15 protein-coding genes are annotated in these 14,945 nt (G+C 68.6%); 4 read left to right on the top strand and 11 right to left on the bottom strand.

What is annotated here, in order from left to right; all coding sequences use genetic code 11:
- Positions 1-52: 52 nt before the first annotated feature.
- Positions 53-1,282: a DUF349 domain-containing protein gene (locus ACPPVW_RS17050; protein ID WP_426624254.1), complete on the top strand. Its 1,230-nt coding sequence runs from the start codon at positions 53-55 to the stop codon at positions 1,280-1,282.
- 110 nt (positions 1,283-1,392) lie between these two features.
- On the top strand, positions 1,393-1,983 hold the full coding sequence (locus ACPPVW_RS17055; protein ID WP_426624255.1) for a type IV toxin-antitoxin system AbiEi family antitoxin: 591 nt from the start codon (positions 1,393-1,395) through the stop codon (positions 1,981-1,983).
- On the opposite strand, the gene ACPPVW_RS17060 is transcribed toward ACPPVW_RS17055, so the two are convergent.
- The 11 genes from ACPPVW_RS17060 to pdxS all read right to left on the bottom strand — a co-directional run bounded on the left by ACPPVW_RS17060 (position 1,970) and on the right by pdxS (position 12,614).
- Positions 1,970-4,219, bottom strand: coding sequence for a RelA/SpoT family protein (locus ACPPVW_RS17060; protein WP_426624256.1), 2,250 nt, complete (start codon positions 4,217-4,219; stop codon positions 1,970-1,972). The genes ACPPVW_RS17055 and ACPPVW_RS17060 overlap by 14 nt on opposite strands.
- 21 nt (positions 4,220-4,240) lie before the next feature.
- Positions 4,241-4,582 carry a rhodanese-like domain-containing protein gene (locus ACPPVW_RS17065; RefSeq protein WP_426624257.1) on the bottom strand — a complete coding sequence of 114 codons (342 nt, stop codon included), beginning with the start codon at positions 4,580-4,582 and terminating at the stop codon, positions 4,241-4,243.
- 9 nt (positions 4,583-4,591) lie between these two features.
- Positions 4,592-5,608, bottom strand: coding sequence for a protein translocase subunit SecF (secF, locus tag ACPPVW_RS17070; protein ID WP_426624258.1), 1,017 nt, complete (start codon positions 5,606-5,608; stop codon positions 4,592-4,594).
- Positions 5,608-7,353, bottom strand: a complete 1,746-nt coding sequence (gene secD / locus ACPPVW_RS17075) for a protein translocase subunit SecD (RefSeq protein WP_426624259.1) — start codon at positions 7,351-7,353, stop codon at positions 5,608-5,610. Before secD ends, secF begins: the two co-directional genes overlap by 1 nt.
- 65 nt (positions 7,354-7,418) lie before the next feature.
- On the bottom strand, positions 7,419-7,826 hold the full coding sequence (gene yajC, locus ACPPVW_RS17080; RefSeq protein WP_426624260.1) for a preprotein translocase subunit YajC: 408 nt from the start codon (positions 7,824-7,826) through the stop codon (positions 7,419-7,421).
- A 56-nt stretch (positions 7,827-7,882) separates the two neighbouring features.
- Positions 7,883-8,920: a Holliday junction branch migration DNA helicase RuvB gene (gene ruvB / locus ACPPVW_RS17085; protein WP_426624261.1), complete on the bottom strand. Its 1,038-nt coding sequence runs from the start codon at positions 8,918-8,920 to the stop codon at positions 7,883-7,885.
- Positions 8,917-9,555: a Holliday junction branch migration protein RuvA gene (gene ruvA / locus ACPPVW_RS17090; RefSeq protein ID WP_426624262.1), complete on the bottom strand. Its 639-nt coding sequence runs from the start codon at positions 9,553-9,555 to the stop codon at positions 8,917-8,919. The genes ruvB and ruvA overlap by 4 nt, the downstream gene beginning before the upstream one ends.
- Positions 9,552-10,145 carry a crossover junction endodeoxyribonuclease RuvC gene (gene ruvC, locus ACPPVW_RS17095; protein WP_426626333.1) on the bottom strand — a complete coding sequence of 198 codons (594 nt, stop codon included), beginning with the start codon at positions 10,143-10,145 and terminating at the stop codon, positions 9,552-9,554. The genes ruvA and ruvC overlap by 4 nt, the downstream gene beginning before the upstream one ends.
- A 21-nt stretch (positions 10,146-10,166) precedes the next feature.
- Complete coding sequence (locus ACPPVW_RS17100; RefSeq protein ID WP_426624263.1) at positions 10,167-10,928, bottom strand: YebC/PmpR family DNA-binding transcriptional regulator; 762 nt, start codon at positions 10,926-10,928, stop codon at positions 10,167-10,169.
- A 176-nt stretch (positions 10,929-11,104) separates the two neighbouring features.
- Positions 11,105-11,722, bottom strand: a complete 618-nt coding sequence (gene pdxT, locus ACPPVW_RS17105) for a pyridoxal 5'-phosphate synthase glutaminase subunit PdxT (protein ID WP_426624264.1) — start codon at positions 11,720-11,722, stop codon at positions 11,105-11,107.
- Entirely contained in the window at positions 11,712-12,614 is a 903-nt protein-coding gene (pdxS, locus tag ACPPVW_RS17110) for a pyridoxal 5'-phosphate synthase lyase subunit PdxS (RefSeq protein ID WP_426624265.1), read from the bottom strand. Before pdxS ends, pdxT begins: the two co-directional genes overlap by 11 nt.
- Positions 12,615-12,708: 94 nt before the next feature.
- Between pdxS and ACPPVW_RS17115 the strand changes: the two genes are divergently transcribed.
- Positions 12,709-14,034 (top strand): aminotransferase class I/II-fold pyridoxal phosphate-dependent enzyme, encoded by a 1,326-nt coding sequence (locus tag ACPPVW_RS17115; protein ID WP_426624266.1) that lies wholly within the window; start codon positions 12,709-12,711, stop codon positions 14,032-14,034.
- Between the two features lie 12 nt (positions 14,035-14,046).
- On the top strand, positions 14,047-14,898 hold the full coding sequence (gene pdxY, locus ACPPVW_RS17120) for a pyridoxal kinase PdxY (RefSeq protein WP_426624267.1): 852 nt from the start codon (positions 14,047-14,049) through the stop codon (positions 14,896-14,898).
- Positions 14,899-14,945 lie beyond the last annotated feature (47 nt).

A 14,945-nucleotide genomic window follows, 5' to 3' on the forward strand; every position in this document is an offset into this window, starting at 1 on the left:
CGTGTGCAATAGGCTGATTCCCATACGTGGCACCGCAAGCAAGGTGAGGCTCTTGGCTACTTCTGAACAGCACCCCTGGGGTCGCGTCGACGAGACCGGCACCGTGTACGTCCGTGAGGGCGACGGCGAGCGAGCCGTCGGCGAGTACCCGGACGGCACTCCGGAGGAGGCGCTCGCGTACTTCGAGCGCAAGTACACCGACCTCGCCGGTCAGGTCGGCCTCCTCGAGCAGCGCGCACGCCGTGGCGCACCCGCTGCCGACGTCGCGAAGTCGGTCGCCAGCCTCCGCACCTCGGTCGAAGCCGCGAACGCCGTCGGCGACCTCCCGTCGCTGCTGGCCCGGCTGGAAGCGCTCGGCGGCACCGTGGAGGAGCTCACCGAGCAGCAGAGCGCCGAGGCCAAGGCCGCCCTCGAGCAGGCGATCGCCGATCGTACCGCGATCGTAGAGCAGGCCGAGGCGCTCGCGGCACAGGATCCGGCGCGCACGCAATGGAAGCAGACCACGGCCGAGCTCGACGCCCTGTTCGCCAGCTGGCAGGCGCACCAGCACGACGGTCCCCGGCTGCCCAAGAACGAGGCCAACGAACTCTGGAAGCGGTTCCGGACGGCACGCTCGACGATCGAGCACAACCGCAAGGCCTTCTTCGCGGAGCTCGACAACCAGCACCGCGACGTCCGCTCCCGCAAGAACGCACTCATCGAGCAGGCGGAGCGGCTGGTGCCATTCGGCGCCGACGGGGTGCCGGAGTACCGCCGGCTTCTCGACGAGTGGAAGCTCGCCGGTCGCGCGGGCAAGAAGAACGACGACGCTCTGTGGGCGCGCTTCAAGGCTGCGGGCGACGCGATCTACTCGGCGAAAGCCGAGGTGGACGCCCGCGACAACGAGGAGTACCAGGCCAACCTCGAGCTCAAACTCGCTCTGCTCGATGAGGCCGAGCCGCTCCTGCACGAGAAGGACCGCGAGACCGCGCGGACGAAGCTGCTCACGATCCAGGAGCGCTGGGATGCCATCGGCCGCGTGCCACGCGACCAGGTCCGTCCGATCGAGGATCGGCTGCGTAAGGTCGAGTCGGCCGTGCGCCGTCTCGACGAGGAGCACTGGGAGCGCAACAACCCCGAGAAGAAGGCGCGCTCAGAGGGGCTCGCGAGTCAGCTCAACGCGGCGATCGCGAAGCTCGAGCAGGAGCTCGAAGATGCCAAGGCCAGCGGCGACTCCGCCAAGGTCACAGCGGCGCAGGAGGCCCTCGACGCCCGCAAGGTCTGGCTCGACGCGCTCGGCTGACGCTTTCCCTCGCACCCGCGCCGTCCTCCACAATTCGGCTCGCACGCGAAGTCTCCACGGGTTCGCTGATCCGCGCCCGTGCGCATCGTCAGCAGCGCCAGGCTGGAGGCATGACCACAGCATGCCCGCTCCTGTTCGACCGAAGCGTTCTCCCGCTGGCCGAGCTGTTCGCCCTGGTTCTCGACGGCCAGCTCTATCGGGTCGGTGACGCGTTCGCCACGCCAGACACTCCCGACACGCCGGAGTTGCGCGCACACGCGTTCGGCGCGCTCCGTCCTGGTCGTCTGGTCGCCGACCGTGGCACCGCGGCCTGGATCCACGGCACGCGTTCCACCCCTCCCCTGCTGCCGCAGGTGTGCATCGACCGCGAGAGCCGAGGCCGGGTGCCCACAGGGTTCGACGCACACCAGCACGCTCTGCTCCACGGTGACACGATCGAACTCGGCGGAGTCCGCCTGACAGAGCCACTGCGCACCGCGCTGGACCTCGTGCTCACGAGCCCGACGTTCGACCCGGCGAACGCTCTCGAGGTGCGACACCTCCTCGCGATCGCGCGGGCGTCGCCCGGTGAACTCAGGGATCGCCTCGCGCGGTCGCGCAGGCGTGGCAGTGCGCGGGCGGTCATGCGCCTGGCGCTGGTGGAACGGACGCAACTGCCGGGAGCACCGGAAGCTCTCGAGAGACGGCTCAGCCGCCGCTGACGCGGTACACGTCGTAGACGCCGTCGATCCGCCGCACCGCGTTGAGCACGCGGTCGAGGTGGGTGGTGTCCCCCATCTCGAACACAAACCGGCTCAGCGCCAGCCGATCGCTGGAGGTGGTGACCGTCGCAGAGAGGATGTTGACATGATGCTCGGAGAGCACGCGCGTGACGTCGGAGAGCAGACCCGAGCGGTCGAGCGCCTCCACCTGGATCTGCACCAGGAAGACGCTCTTGGAGCTCGGCGCCCACTCCACATCGATCATGCGATCGGGCTCCTGCAGCAGCGACTGCACGTTGTGGCAGTTGGCCTGGTGCACCGAGACGCCCTGACCGCGCGTCACGAACCCGACGATCGGGTCGCCGGGGACCGGCGTGCAGCACTTCGCGAGCTTCACGAGGATGTCGGGGGCGCCGCGCACGAGCACGCCCGAGTCGCTGTTGCGCAGCTGCTTTCCACGACCCTTGACCGGGATCTCAAGCTCGCCGTCGGACTCGACCTCGCTCTGCAGCGAAGCGACGATCTTCTCGATCACAGACTGGGTCGAGATATGACCTTCGCCCACCGAGGCGTACAGCGACGAGACGTCGGGGTGCTTGAGCGACGACGCGACCTCGACCAGGGCGTCCTGCGTCATCAGCTTCTGCAAGGGGAGGTTCTGCTTGCGCATCGCGCGGGCGATGGCGTCCTTGCCCTGCTCGATGGCCTCGTCGCGGCGCTCCTTGGTGAACCACTGGCGGATCTTGTTGCGCGCCCGCGGGCTCTTGACGAAGTTCAGCCAGTCCTGACTCGGCCCGGAATCCGGGTTCTTCGACGTGAAGATCTCGACGACGTCGCCGGTCGAGAGCGAGCTCTCCAGCGGCACCAGGCGCCCGTTCACCTTCGCTCCCATGGTGCGGTGCCCGACCTCGGTGTGCACGGCGTACGCGAAGTCCACCGGGGTCGCGCCGGCGGGAAGGCCGATCACGCGTCCCTTCGGTGTGAAGACGTAGACCTCTTTCGCGCCGATCTCGAATCGCAGAGAGTCGAGGAACTCCGACGGGTCCGCCGTCTCGGCCTGCCAGTCGGAAATGTGTGCGAGCCAAGCCAGATCGGTGTCGACCTTGCCGGGGCCTCCGGTGCTCTTGCCGGTGGTCTGCTCCTTGTACTTCCAATGCGCCGCAACACCGAACTCCGCACGCTGGTGCATTTCCTCCGTGCGGATCTGGATCTCGACGGGACGCCCCTGGGGTCCGATCACCGTGGTGTGCAACGACTGGTAGAGGTTGAACTTCGGCGTCGCGATGTAGTCCTTGAAGCGCCCTGGCATCGGCGTCCAGCGGGCGTGGATCGAGCCGAGCACCGCGTAGCAGTCGCGCACGGTGGGCACGAGCACCCGTATGCCGACCAGATCGTAGATGTCGTCGAACTCGCGCCCGCGCACGACCATCTTCTGGTAGATCGAGTAGTACTGCTTAGGGCGGCCGACCACCTTGCCGCGGATCTTCGCGGTCTTGAGGTCGTCGTTGATCGCGTCGATGACCTGTTGCACGAGACGCTCGCGCTCCGGGGTCCGCTGCTTCACCAGGCTCTCGATCTCGGCGTACAGCTTAGGGTAGAGCACAGCGAACGAGAGGTCCTCGAGCTCCCACTTGATGGTCTGGATGCCGAGACGGTGCGCCAGCGGGGCGTAGATCTCGAGGGTCTCCGTCGCCTTCCGCGTCGCATTGGCGGCCGGCACGAAACCCCACGTGCGCGCGTTGTGCAGCCGGTCGGCCAGCTTGATGATGAGAACGCGGATGTCCTTCGACATCGCAACGATCATCTTGCGGACGGTCTCGGCCTGCGCGCTGTCGCCGTACTTGACCTTGTCGAGCTTGGTGACCCCGTCGACGAGCATGGCGATCTCGTCGCCGAACTGGTCCCGCAACTCGTCCAGCGTGAAGCTGGTGTCCTCCACGGTGTCGTGCAGCAGCGCTGCGGCGATCGTCTTGGCGCCGATGCCGAGGTCGGCGATGATCTGAGCGACCGCGACGGGGTGGGTGATGTACGGCTCACCCGAGCGGCGCTTCTGACCGTCGTGGGCCCGCTCGGCCACCGCGTACGCGCGCTCGATGAGCGACAGGTCTGCCTTGGGATGGTGCATGCGCACCGTGCGGATCAGGGTGTCGACCGCGCCGGCAGGCTGTGCCCGCGAGAAGATCCGAGGAACGAGGCGGCGCAGCGAAGCGGACTGCGGTGTCGTCGTGTCAACCATGTGCGCGCCTCCTCTCGTCCATTATGGCCGGTGGTCCGGCCCGGACAGTGCGCCCCCGGAGGCCTGCCAGGCGAGCATCCCGCCTGCGACGTTCGCCGCCGGATAATTCGCTTGCAGGAGCGCTTCCGTCACCATCCGAGAGCGCGCCCCGCTGTGACAGATCACCAGGATCTGAGCGTCTTCCGGCAGTTCGTGCTGGCGGTTGCCGAGATCCGAGAGCGGGATGTGATGGGCCTGCGGCACATGGCCGGCCTCCCACTCGTCCATCTCGCGGACGTCGAGCAGCCACGCCGCTCCGGAATCGATGAGCTCACGCGCACGCGCGGCGCTCACCTCGTCGTCCGGCAGGTAGAAACCGCTCACATGTGCCCGCTATTCCGCGGCTATGGGCTCGACCGCGGAGACGGTCGCCTTGGGACGGACCGATCGCACCTTCTGGTCGTGCTTCTTGATCGCCGCCTCGCCTTCGCGGAACTGCGAGTACATCGGGGCCGCCAGGAAGATCGTCGAGTATGTTCCCACGATGATGCCGATGAGGAGCGCGAGCGAGATGTCGCGCAACGTCGCCGCGCCGAACGCGTAGGCGCCGATGAAGAGGATCGACGCGACCGGCAGCACTGCGACGACAGCGGTGTTGATCGAGCGCACCAGCGTCTGGTTGACGGCGAGGTTGACGGCCTCCGGGAACGTCCGCCTCGTGAGCTCCAGCTCTTCCTTGGTGTTCTCGCGGATCTTGTCGAAGACGACGACCGTGTCGTAGAGCGAGTAGCCGAGGATCGTCAGGAAGCCGATCATCGTGGCCGGCGACACCTCGAACCCGACGAGCGCGTAGATGCCCGCCGTGATGATGAGGTCGTGGAACAGCGAGATGATTGCCGACGCCGACATCTTCCAGGTACGGAAGTACAAGGCCATGGCGATGAACGCGAGGAGGAGGAAGACGATCAGACCTTGAATGGTCTGCTGTGTCACGTCCGCACCCCAGGAGGGACCGATGAAGGTCGACGAGACCTCGGAGGACGACACGTCGTACGCCTTCGCCAGCGCGTCGCCGACGGCTTTGCTCTGGGTGTCGGACAGCTGATCGGTCTGCACCTGGATGGCGTTGTTGCCGACGACGCTCACGTGCGAGACCGCATTCGGCACGACGCCCTGCACTGCGCCTTGCGCCTTCGACGTGTCGGTGCTGTGCACGTTGCTGATCAGGAACTGCGATCCGCCGCGGAACTCGATCGAGAAGTTGAACCCGCCCCTGACGATGGGGACCAGGATCGAGAGCACGACCAGGACGATCGCGATCGTGTACCAGATCTTGCGCTTGCCGACGAAGTCGAACGACCGAGCGCCGGTGTAGAGGTCATTTCCGAATTTGGTGAGGCGGCTGGCCATCAGTTGTCCTTCCCCTCGGACGAGCGATCCGACGACGAAGAGGTCGAGGCGGAGGCGGAGGCGAGCTCCGCCGCCTTGCGCTCGGCGATCGTCTGGCGGCGAGCGGCCTCCCCGCTGCTGCGGGCGGCCTTGCCTGCGCCGACCGCGGCCGGCGTCGGAGTGCGGAAGCGGGCAGCTCCGCGGTACACCGCGCCGAGTGCGTCGGGGTCGAGACCCGACATGCTGTGACCGGTGCTGAAGAAGCGGGTCTTTGCGAGCAGCTGCAGCGTCGGGTGTGTGAACAGCAGCACCACGATCACGTCGATGATCGTCGTGAGGCCGAGTGTGAACGCGAAGCCGCGGACGTTCGCCGCCGCGAGCACGTAGAGCACGACGGCCGCAAGGAGGTTGGTGGCCTTGGACGCATAGATCGTGCGCCGGGCGCGGCCCCAGCCGGCCTCCACCGCGGATTCGAGACTTCGCCCGTCGCGCAGCTCGTCTCGTATTCGCTCGAAGTACACGATGAAGGAGTCGGCCGTGAAACCGATCGCCACGATGAGGCCGGCGACGCCCGCGAGCGAGAGCCGGTAGTCGTAGTGCCACGACAGCAGCGAGATCGTCAGCCAGGTGAGCGTACCGGCGACCACGAGCGAGAAGATCGTGACCAGACCGAGCAGGCGGTACTGGAAGAACGTGTAGATCGCGACCAGGATCAGACCGATCAGACCGGCGATGAGACCGCTGATGAGCTGCGAGGTGCCCAACGTCGCCGAGATGTCGTCCTGGCTCTGCACCTTGAAGCTGAACGGCAGCGCGCCGAACTTCAACTGGTCGGCGAGCGTCTTCGCGCTCTGCTCGGTGAAGTTGCCCGAGATCTGCGGCTTGCCGTCGGTGATGGCGGCCTGCGTGGTCGGTGCGGAGATCACGCGGCCGTCGAGGACGATCGCGAACTGGTTCTGCGCGTCCTTGAGGCCGATGAGGCGGGTCGTGACGTCGGCGAACTGTTTGGTGCCGGTGCTGTCGAACACGATGTTGACTGCCCACTGACCCGTGGCCACGCCCTGCGAGCTCTGCATCAGGCCGGCGCTCGCATCGGAGATGTTCTGGCCCTTGACCTCCACCGGGCCGAGCAGGTACTTGACCGTGTTGCCGTCGTCACACGTGATCAGCGGCTTGTTCGTCGGTGCGGCGCTGAGGTCTTTGTTCTTATTGTCCGCGCACGAGTACGCGCCGAACTGCGCCTGCAGCTCGGGCGTCACCCACGCGAGGTCGCTGCCATTGGTCGGCTTGGTCGACGGCGTCGACTGGAGGCCGGGCGCCGGACTCGGCGCCGGCGTCGACTTGCCGTCGGCGCCGACGACCTCATTGGTCGGGCCGCTGGTCTGCAGGACCGGCCGGAAGTCGAGGCGCGCGCTCGCTTTGACGCGGTCGAGCGTCTGCTGGTCGGGCTTGCCCGGCAGCGAGACGACGATGTTCCGCGATCCCTCGGTGGAGATCTGCGCCTCGGACACGCCAGACGCGTCGATGCGCTGACGGATGATCGAGACCGCCTGGTCGAGCTGCTGCTGCTGCACGGACTGACCGTTCTCGACCTGCGGGGCGAGGATGATCTGCGTGCCGCCCTCGAGGTCGAGCGCGAGCTTGGGCAGCCACGTCGCGTTGCTGAAGAGGACGCCTGCCGTGAGGGTCCCGAGAAGGACCACCACGATGACGCCGAGCCACGTCAAGGAACGCCAGGCTTTTTTGACCGGGGTCGACTTTGCCACCTAGGAACTCAGCTTTCTACGAGCGATCCGCGCACCCTCTCGGCGCGCGGAGCACAGGGATGCTATCAGTCGTCGCTCTTGGCGCCGGGCTTCTTCGGCGCGTCGTCGATCCGCTCGCCGAACTCCGGCTCCGACGGCTCGACCGAGATCGCGTGATCCTGGTTGAGCTCGGGACCGGCGGCCTCAATGTCGGCGGTCTCGGGAGCGGTCGGTTCCACGACGCGCGCGAGCACCTGACGGTGCACCTTCACGACGTGGCCGGGGCTGGTCTCGATGAGCGCGGTGTTGTCGTCCTCGTCGACGGACAGCAGTTTGCCGTAGAGCCCGAAGTTGGTCATGACCTCGGCACCTGGCACCATCTTCGAACGGGTCTCCGCCTGCTCCTTCTGGCGCTTGCGGCTGTTGCGGAACATGAAGAAGACGAGGGCCGCCAGTATGACGACCATCACAATTGTCAACGGATCAATGGGCATGAAGTCTGCCGAACCTTCCGGTTAAGTCAAGGGGGTAGGCGAATGGCCAGCTTGAATTATAGGTCATCCATCAAGGAGGGTTGCTGTGAGTGGCCCGGCTGCGGGCTGGACATTCCGAAGTGACGCCACGCGGCCGGTGTCGCGACCCGCCCTCGCGGCGTGCGCGACAGCAGACCGATGCGGACCAGGAAGGGCTCGACGACCGACTCGATGGTCTCCGCCTCTTCTCCGACCGAGACCGCGAGGGTGTTCAACCCGACAGGCCCGCCATCGAATCGCTCCAGGATAGCGTGAAGCACGGCGCGGTCGAGGCGGTCGAGACCGAGCGCGTCGACGTCGTAGAGCTCGAGCGCCGAGCGCACGGCCTCCAGGTCGGCGCGGCGGCCGTGGACGAGCGCGTAGTCGCGCACACGGCGCAGCAATCGGTTGGCGATGCGCGGAGTGCCCCGGCAGCGGCCCGCGATCTCGGCGAGGGCTTCCCGGTCGATCTCGAACTCCAGCATGACGGCGGCCCGCGAGAGCACCTGCGTCAACTCCGCCTCGTCGTAGAACTCGAGGTGCGCGGTGAAGCCGAAGCGGTCGCGCAGCGGGTTGGGCAGGAGGCCGGAGCGCGTCGTGGCGCCTACGAGCGTGAACGGTGCGAGGTCGAGCGGGATGGAGGTCGCGCCTGCGCCTTTGCCGACCATGATGTCGATGCGGTAGTCCTCCATCGCCAGGTAGAGCATCTCTTCCGCCGAGCGTGCCATCCGGTGGATCTCGTCGATGAAGAGCACGTCCCCCGGCGTGAGGGAGGACAGCAGGGCCGCGAGGTCGCCCGCGTGCTGGATCGCCGGTCCGCTGGAGAGGCGGAGCGGGCGCTCGCTCTCGTGCGCGACGATCATCGCGAGCGTCGTCTTGCCGAGCCCGGGAGGGCCGGCGAGGAGGATGTGGTCGGCCGTGCGCTCCTGCATCTTGGCCGCTGTCAAGAGCAGCTGCAGCTGGCCGCGGACCTTGGCCTGGCCCACGAACTCCGAGAGCGAGCGCGGACGCAGGGCGCCCTCGAACGCGAGCTCGGACTCGGACTCCAGCTCTGGAGCGGTGAGGTCGTCGCTCATCGGGAGCCGCCCTTCGCCGGACCCACGGCGGCCGGGCCGAGCCGGGCGAGGGTGAGCCGCAGCAGCGTCTGCACGGAATCACGCGCGCTCTCATCCGTCTCGGCGACGACGTCGGCGATGGCCTCGGCGGCGACCTTCTCGGGCCAGCCGAGACCCACCAGCGCCACGAGCACGCTGTCGGGAACCGCCGAGGGGGCCCCCCCGGCCTTCACGGCGCGAGTCGGTGCGCGACGGGCGGCGACGAGCTTGCCGGTCAGGGACACCACGATGAGCTTGGCGGTCTTGGGCCCGATCCCGGACACCTTGCGGAACGGCGCGTCGTCGTCGGCCGCGACCGCGTCGGCGACCTGGTCGGGGCTGAGCACGGACAGGACGCCGATGGCCGACTTCGGACCGACCCCTGACACGCCGTTCAGCAGCTCGAAGACCTGCAGCTGCTCGATGTCGGCGAAGCCGAAGAGCTGCAGGGCGTCTTCGCGCACGATCAGGGACGTGTGGACGAAAGCCTCGTCGCCGACGCGCAGGGACAGCGCGTGGTCGGGGGTGAGCTGCACGGCCAAGCCGACGCCGCCCACCTCGATCACAGCGGAGCCGCCGATCGCCGAGAGAACGGTGCCGCGGAGGGAGGAAATCACCTGGCCAGCCTACGGGGCGCCGCCGACGCGCGGGCGGAGCGCTCGGCGGCGCGCCACGCCGCCTGGGCGGGAGTCTGAGCCGCCCCCGACTCGGCGGCCGTCGCCGCGTCGGCCGCCGGTGAGCCGCGCCACGCATGGCAGATGGCGATCGCGAGGGCGTCGGCGGCGTCGGCGGGCTTGGGCGCCTCCGCCAGCCCGAGTATTCGCGCGACCATCGCCTGCACCTGACGCTTGTCGGCGGAGCCGTAGCCGGTGATCGCGGCCTTCACCTCGCTCGGCGTGTGCAGGGCGACAGGGAGGCCGCGACGCGCAGCGGAGTGCAGCGCGACGCCACTGACCTGAGCCACCCCCATCACGGTCCGGAGGTTGTGCTGGGCGAAGACGCGCTCGATGGCGACGACCTCGGGCCGATGTTCGTCGAGCAGTGCGTCGAGGCCGGTGCCGACCGCAAGCAGCCGCTTCTCGAGCGGCATGTCCGACGGCGTGCGGATGACCGTGACCTCGACCAGCGTCGCGCGGCGGTCGGCGCGCACATCGACGACGCCGACGCCGCAGCGCGTCAGACCCGGGTCGATGCCGAGCACCCGGATCGTCATCGCGGCGCCTTCGCCTTACTCGTCGTCTTCGAGCTGCGCCTGCACCTCGGGGGTGAGGTCGAGGTTCGTGTAGACGTTCTGCACGTCGTCGGAGTCTTCGAGGGCGTCGATCAGACGGAACACCTTGCGCGCCACCTCGACGTCGGCCTCGACGTTGACCGTGGCGACGAACTCGGCGTCGGCCGAGTCGTAGTCGATGCCGGCCTCCTGGAGCGCCGTGCGGGCCGCGACGAGGTCGGTCGCCTCGGTCAGCACCTCGAAGCTCTCACCGCGGTCGGTGACCTCCTCGGCGCCGGCGTCGAGCACGGCCGACAGAACGGCATCTTCGTCGACGCCGTCGGCGTGCGGCACCACGATGACGCCCTTGCGGTGGAAGTTGTATGCGACGCTGCCCGGGTCGGCCATGGTGCCGCCGTTGCGGGTCATCGCGGTGCGCACTTCGGCGGCGGCACGGTTCCTGTTCTCGGTGAGGCACTCGATCAGCAGCGCGACGCCGCCCGGGCCGTAGCCCTCGTACATGATCGTGGTGTAGTCGATGGACTCACCGGTGAGGCCCGCACCGCGCTTGATGGCGCGGTCGATGTTGTCGTTGGGGACGGAGGTCTTCTTGGCCTTCTGGACCGCGTCGACGAGGGTCGGGTTGCCGGACATGTCGGCGCCGCCGGTCTTCGCCGCCACCTCGATGTTCTTGATGAGCTTCGCGAACGACTTGGCGCGACGGGCGTCGATGACCGCCTTCTTGTGCTTGGTCGTTGCCCACTTGGAATGCCCGGACACTGGTGCTCCCTCGAGTTGCGTTTGAACCTGTCCATAGTAATGCCTCGACCGATGGCCGGCCCGGAGGCGACGGCATCGAAGCGCCAGAGCAACGAGATGCGCTACTGCGCCGCGAGCACGCGGTGCACCGAAGCGACGGCGCCGACGAAGCAGAACAACGCAGCGGCGGCCAGAGGTCAGCCCCGCGCGCGCACCTTCGCGAGGAAGTACGCGTGGAAGCGCGTGTCGCCGGTGATCTCGGGATGGAACGACGTGCCGAGGAGGTCGCCCTGCTCCACCGCGACGACGACGCGGCCGTCCGGGACGCGCGCCAGAGCGGTCGCGCGCTCCCCCACGCTCTCCACGATCGGCGCGCGGATGAACACGGCGTGTACCGGCTCCTCGCCCAGAGGCGGGATGTCGAGATCGATCTCGAAAGAGTCGACCTGCGAGCCGAACGCGTTGCGACGGACCGCGACATCCAGGCCGCCGAGACTCTGCTGCCCCGCGATGCCGTCGACGATCGTGTCGGCGAGCATGATGAGTCCGGCGCACGTCCCGTAGACGGGGAGGCCTCCCGCGATCGCGGCCTTCAGCGGTTCGGCGAGGCCGAACGCGCGCGACAGCTTGTCCATGACGCTCGACTCGCCACCGGGGATGACGAGGCCGGTGACCTGCTCCAGCTCCTCCGGGCGTCGCACCGGGACCGCGTCGGCGCCCAGGCCCCGCAGGACCGCGATGTGTTCGCGGAAGTCGCCCTGCAGGGCGAGGACGCCGACGCGGGGGCCGGTGGCTCCGGCTGGACTACCAGCCACGCTCGGCGAGGCGATGCGGGGCGGCGAGGTCGGACACGTTGATGCCGACCATGGCCTCGCCGAGACCGCGGGAGACCTCCGCGATGACCTTGGGGTCGTCGTAGAACGTCGTCGCCTTGACGATCGCGGCCGCGCGCTGCTCCGGGTTTCCGGACTTGAAGATGCCGGAGCCGACGAACACGCCGTCCGCGCCCAGCTGCATCATCATCGCCGCGTCGGCCGGGGTGGCCACGCCGCCGGCGGTGAACAGCACGACGGGGAGCGTGCCGGTCTCTGCGATCTCGGCGACCAGCTCGTAGGGGGCCTGGAGGTCCTTCGCGGCGACGTACAGCTCGTCGCGCGTCATCGACTTCAGCGCGTTGATCTCCGAGGTGATCTTGCGGATGTGCTTGGTCGCCTCCGACACGTCGCCCGTGCCGGCCTCGCCCTTGGAGCGGATCATCGCGGCGCCCTCGTTGATGCGACGCAGCGCCTCTCCGAGGTTGGTGGCGCCGCAGACGAACGGCACGGTGAACTTCCACTTGTCGATGTGGTTGACGTAGTCGGCGGGTGAGAGCACCTCGGACTCGTCGATGTAGTCGACGTCGAGGGCCTCCAGCACCTGCGCCTCGACGAAATGGCCGATGCGGGCCTTCGCCATGACCGGGATGGACACCTCGGCGATGATCGCCTCGATGAGGTCGGGGTCGCTCATGCGGGCGACGCCGCCCTGGGCGCGGATGTCGGCGGGGACGCGCTCCAGCGCCATGACGGCGACGGCGCCGGCGTCCTCGGCGATACGGGCCTGCTCCGGCGTGACGACGTCCATGATGACGCCGCCCTTCAGCATCTCGGCCAGGCCGCGCTTGACCCGGCTCGACCCGGTGGCGGTGCCCTGTTCTGTGTCTGTCATCGTCGCCCTCTCTGCGATACAAGAACTATTTTGGCCTATGCCGAACGATAGCATCCTCGCCGCGGCTCACTAGACTCGAGAGCCGGGGAGTGGAATGGACGAACAGGTCATCACGGGAACGACGGCGGCGGAGATCGCCGCGAGCGTGCGCGCGCTGCACGAGCGCGGGGCGCTGCGCCGCGGCGACGCCCTGCCGCCGGTGCGCGAGCTGGCCTCCCTGCTTCAGGTCAACCGCAACACGGCCGTCGCCGCTTACCGGCTGCTCGCGCAGGCCGGAGTCGTCGTCGCCCGCGGGCGCGCCGGCACGGTGATCGCAGGCGTGGAGGCCGTCGCGCAGGAGGGGTTCGCGGCCGATAGTGTGCTGCGCGACATCGGCACGGGCAATCCCGATCCCGCTCGCATCCCCGACCTGTCCGCCGCGCTGGCCCACGCGGTCGGCCGCCCGGTGCTCTACGGCGAGCCCGTGATCGACCCCGCCCTGCACGCACGAGCGCTCTCCTGGGTCCGGGAGGACCTCCCCGAGCACGACCTGCGGATCACGGTCACCAACGGGGCCGTCGACGCCGTCGAGCGTCTGCTGGCCCAGGCGCTCCTCCGCGACGACGCGGTCGCCCTCGAAGACCCGTGCTTCCTCGCCAGCATCCACACGGTGCGGCACGGCGGCTACCGCGCCATGCCCGTGCCGGTCGACGCCGAGGGGATGACCGTCGACGGACTCCGGGCGGCCCTCGACGCGGGAGTACGCGCGATCATCAGCACGCCACGGGCTCAGAACCCGACGGGTGCGACCCTCTCCCCCGCCCGCGCGGCCGAGCTGCGCGCCCTGCTCGCCGGCCACCCGTACGTGCTGGTGATCGAGGACGACCATTTCTCGATGCTGTCGCAGCGGCCGTACGAGACCCTCATCGGCCCGGGCCATCGGCGGTTCGCGCTCGTGCGCTCGGTGTCGAAGTTCCTCGGCCCCGACATGTGCCTCGCTGTCGCCGCGACGGACCAGGAGACCGCGGAGCGCCTCGCCTTCCGGCTCAGCCCCGGCACGACCTGGGTGAGCCACATCCTCCAGCGGCTGGTGCTCGCGCAGCTGAGCGATGAGTCGGTGCTCGCGGAGATCGCGGCGGCGGGGCGCCACTACGCGGCGCGCAACGCCAGCTTCGCCGAACGGCTCACCGAGCGGGGGCTGCCGACGGAGGCCGGCGACGGTCTCAACCTGTGGATCGATCTCCCGGTCGAGGCGCGGCTCGTCGCCGAGCGGCTCATGCGACGCGGCTGGCTCGCCCGCACGGGCGACGAGTTCGGGCTCGGCGAGCGGCGGGCGCCCTCGCACCAGCTGCGGCTGACCGTGCACGACCTCACCGAGGAGGAAGCCGGCCGGCTGCTGGACGATCTCGCGGACGTCGCGGGGCAGCGCTCGGCGAGATGAGAGGATCGGAGGATGAAGATCCTCTCGATCCAGTCCGCTGTCGCCTACGGTCATGTCGGCAACTCCGCCGCCGTGTTCCCTTTGCAGCGCATCGGCGTCGAGGTGCTCCCCGTCTACACCGTGAACTTCTCCAACCACACCGGGTACGGCGCGTGGCGCGGTCCGCTCATCGCACCGGACGAAGTCCGGGAGGTGATCACCGGCATCGAGGAGCGCGGCGTGCTCGGACAGATCGACGCCGTCCTCTCCGGGTACCAGGGCAGCGAGGGCATCGGCGACGTGGTCGTCGACGCGGTCACGCGGGTCAAGGCCGCCAACCCGAACGCCGTGTACGCCTGCGACCCCGTCATGGGAAATGTCACGTCGGGCTGCTTCGTCGCGCCGGCCATCCCCGACCTCCTACGCGAGCGCGTCGTGCCGGTGGCCGACATCATCACGCCGAACCAGTTCGAGCTCGGCTACCTCACCGGCACCGAGCCGGACACGCTGGAGTCAACGCTGGAGTCGGTGGATGCGGCGCGCACGATGGGCCCGCGAACCGTCCTCGTCACGAGCGTCGAGCGTCCGGATCATTCGGAGGACACCATCGAGATGCTCGCGGTCGACGACGCCGGCGCGTGGATCGTGCGAACGCCCCGCCTGCCGCTGAAGGCGAACGGCTCGGGCGACGTCACCGCCGCACTGTTCACCGCCCACTACGTGGCCTCCGGCGACGCCGCGGCTGCCCTGCGCAAGACGGTGTCGAGCGTGTACGACCTCCTCGACCGCACGCTGCAGTCGGGCGAGCGCGAGCTGCAGCTGGTCGAGTCGCAGGAGTACTACGCGAACCCGCGCGAGCAGTTCGCCGTGACGCAGGTGCGCTGAGCGTCGCGCATTCGCCCCGAATGTTGCTTCTGACCGCGTTGAGCGCG

It is taken from the genome of Leifsonia sp. McL0607, from assembly GCF_049993355.1.
Lineage (GTDB): Bacteria > Actinomycetota > Actinomycetes > Actinomycetales > Microbacteriaceae > Leifsonia.

Coding starts and splice junctions, on each gene's coding strand:
- ACPPVW_RS17055 (WP_426624255.1), top strand. CDS start 1,393: ATGACCACAGCATGCCCGCTCCTGTTCGACCGAAGCGTTCTCCCGCTG.
- ACPPVW_RS17060 (WP_426624256.1), bottom strand. CDS start 4,219: ATGGTTGACACGACGACACCGCAGTCCGCTTCGCTGCGCCGCCTCGTT.
- secF (WP_426624258.1), bottom strand. CDS start 5,608: ATGGCCAGCCGCCTCACCAAATTCGGAAATGACCTCTACACCGGCGCT.
- yajC (WP_426624260.1), bottom strand. CDS start 7,826: ATGCCCATTGATCCGTTGACAATTGTGATGGTCGTCATACTGGCGGCC.
- ruvB (WP_426624261.1), bottom strand. CDS start 8,920: ATGAGCGACGACCTCACCGCTCCAGAGCTGGAGTCCGAGTCCGAGCTC.
- pdxS (WP_426624265.1), bottom strand. CDS start 12,614: ATGACAGACACAGAACAGGGCACCGCCACCGGGTCGAGCCGGGTCAAG.
- ACPPVW_RS17115 (WP_426624266.1), top strand. CDS start 12,709: ATGGACGAACAGGTCATCACGGGAACGACGGCGGCGGAGATCGCCGCG.
- pdxY (WP_426624267.1), top strand. CDS start 14,047: ATGAAGATCCTCTCGATCCAGTCCGCTGTCGCCTACGGTCATGTCGGC.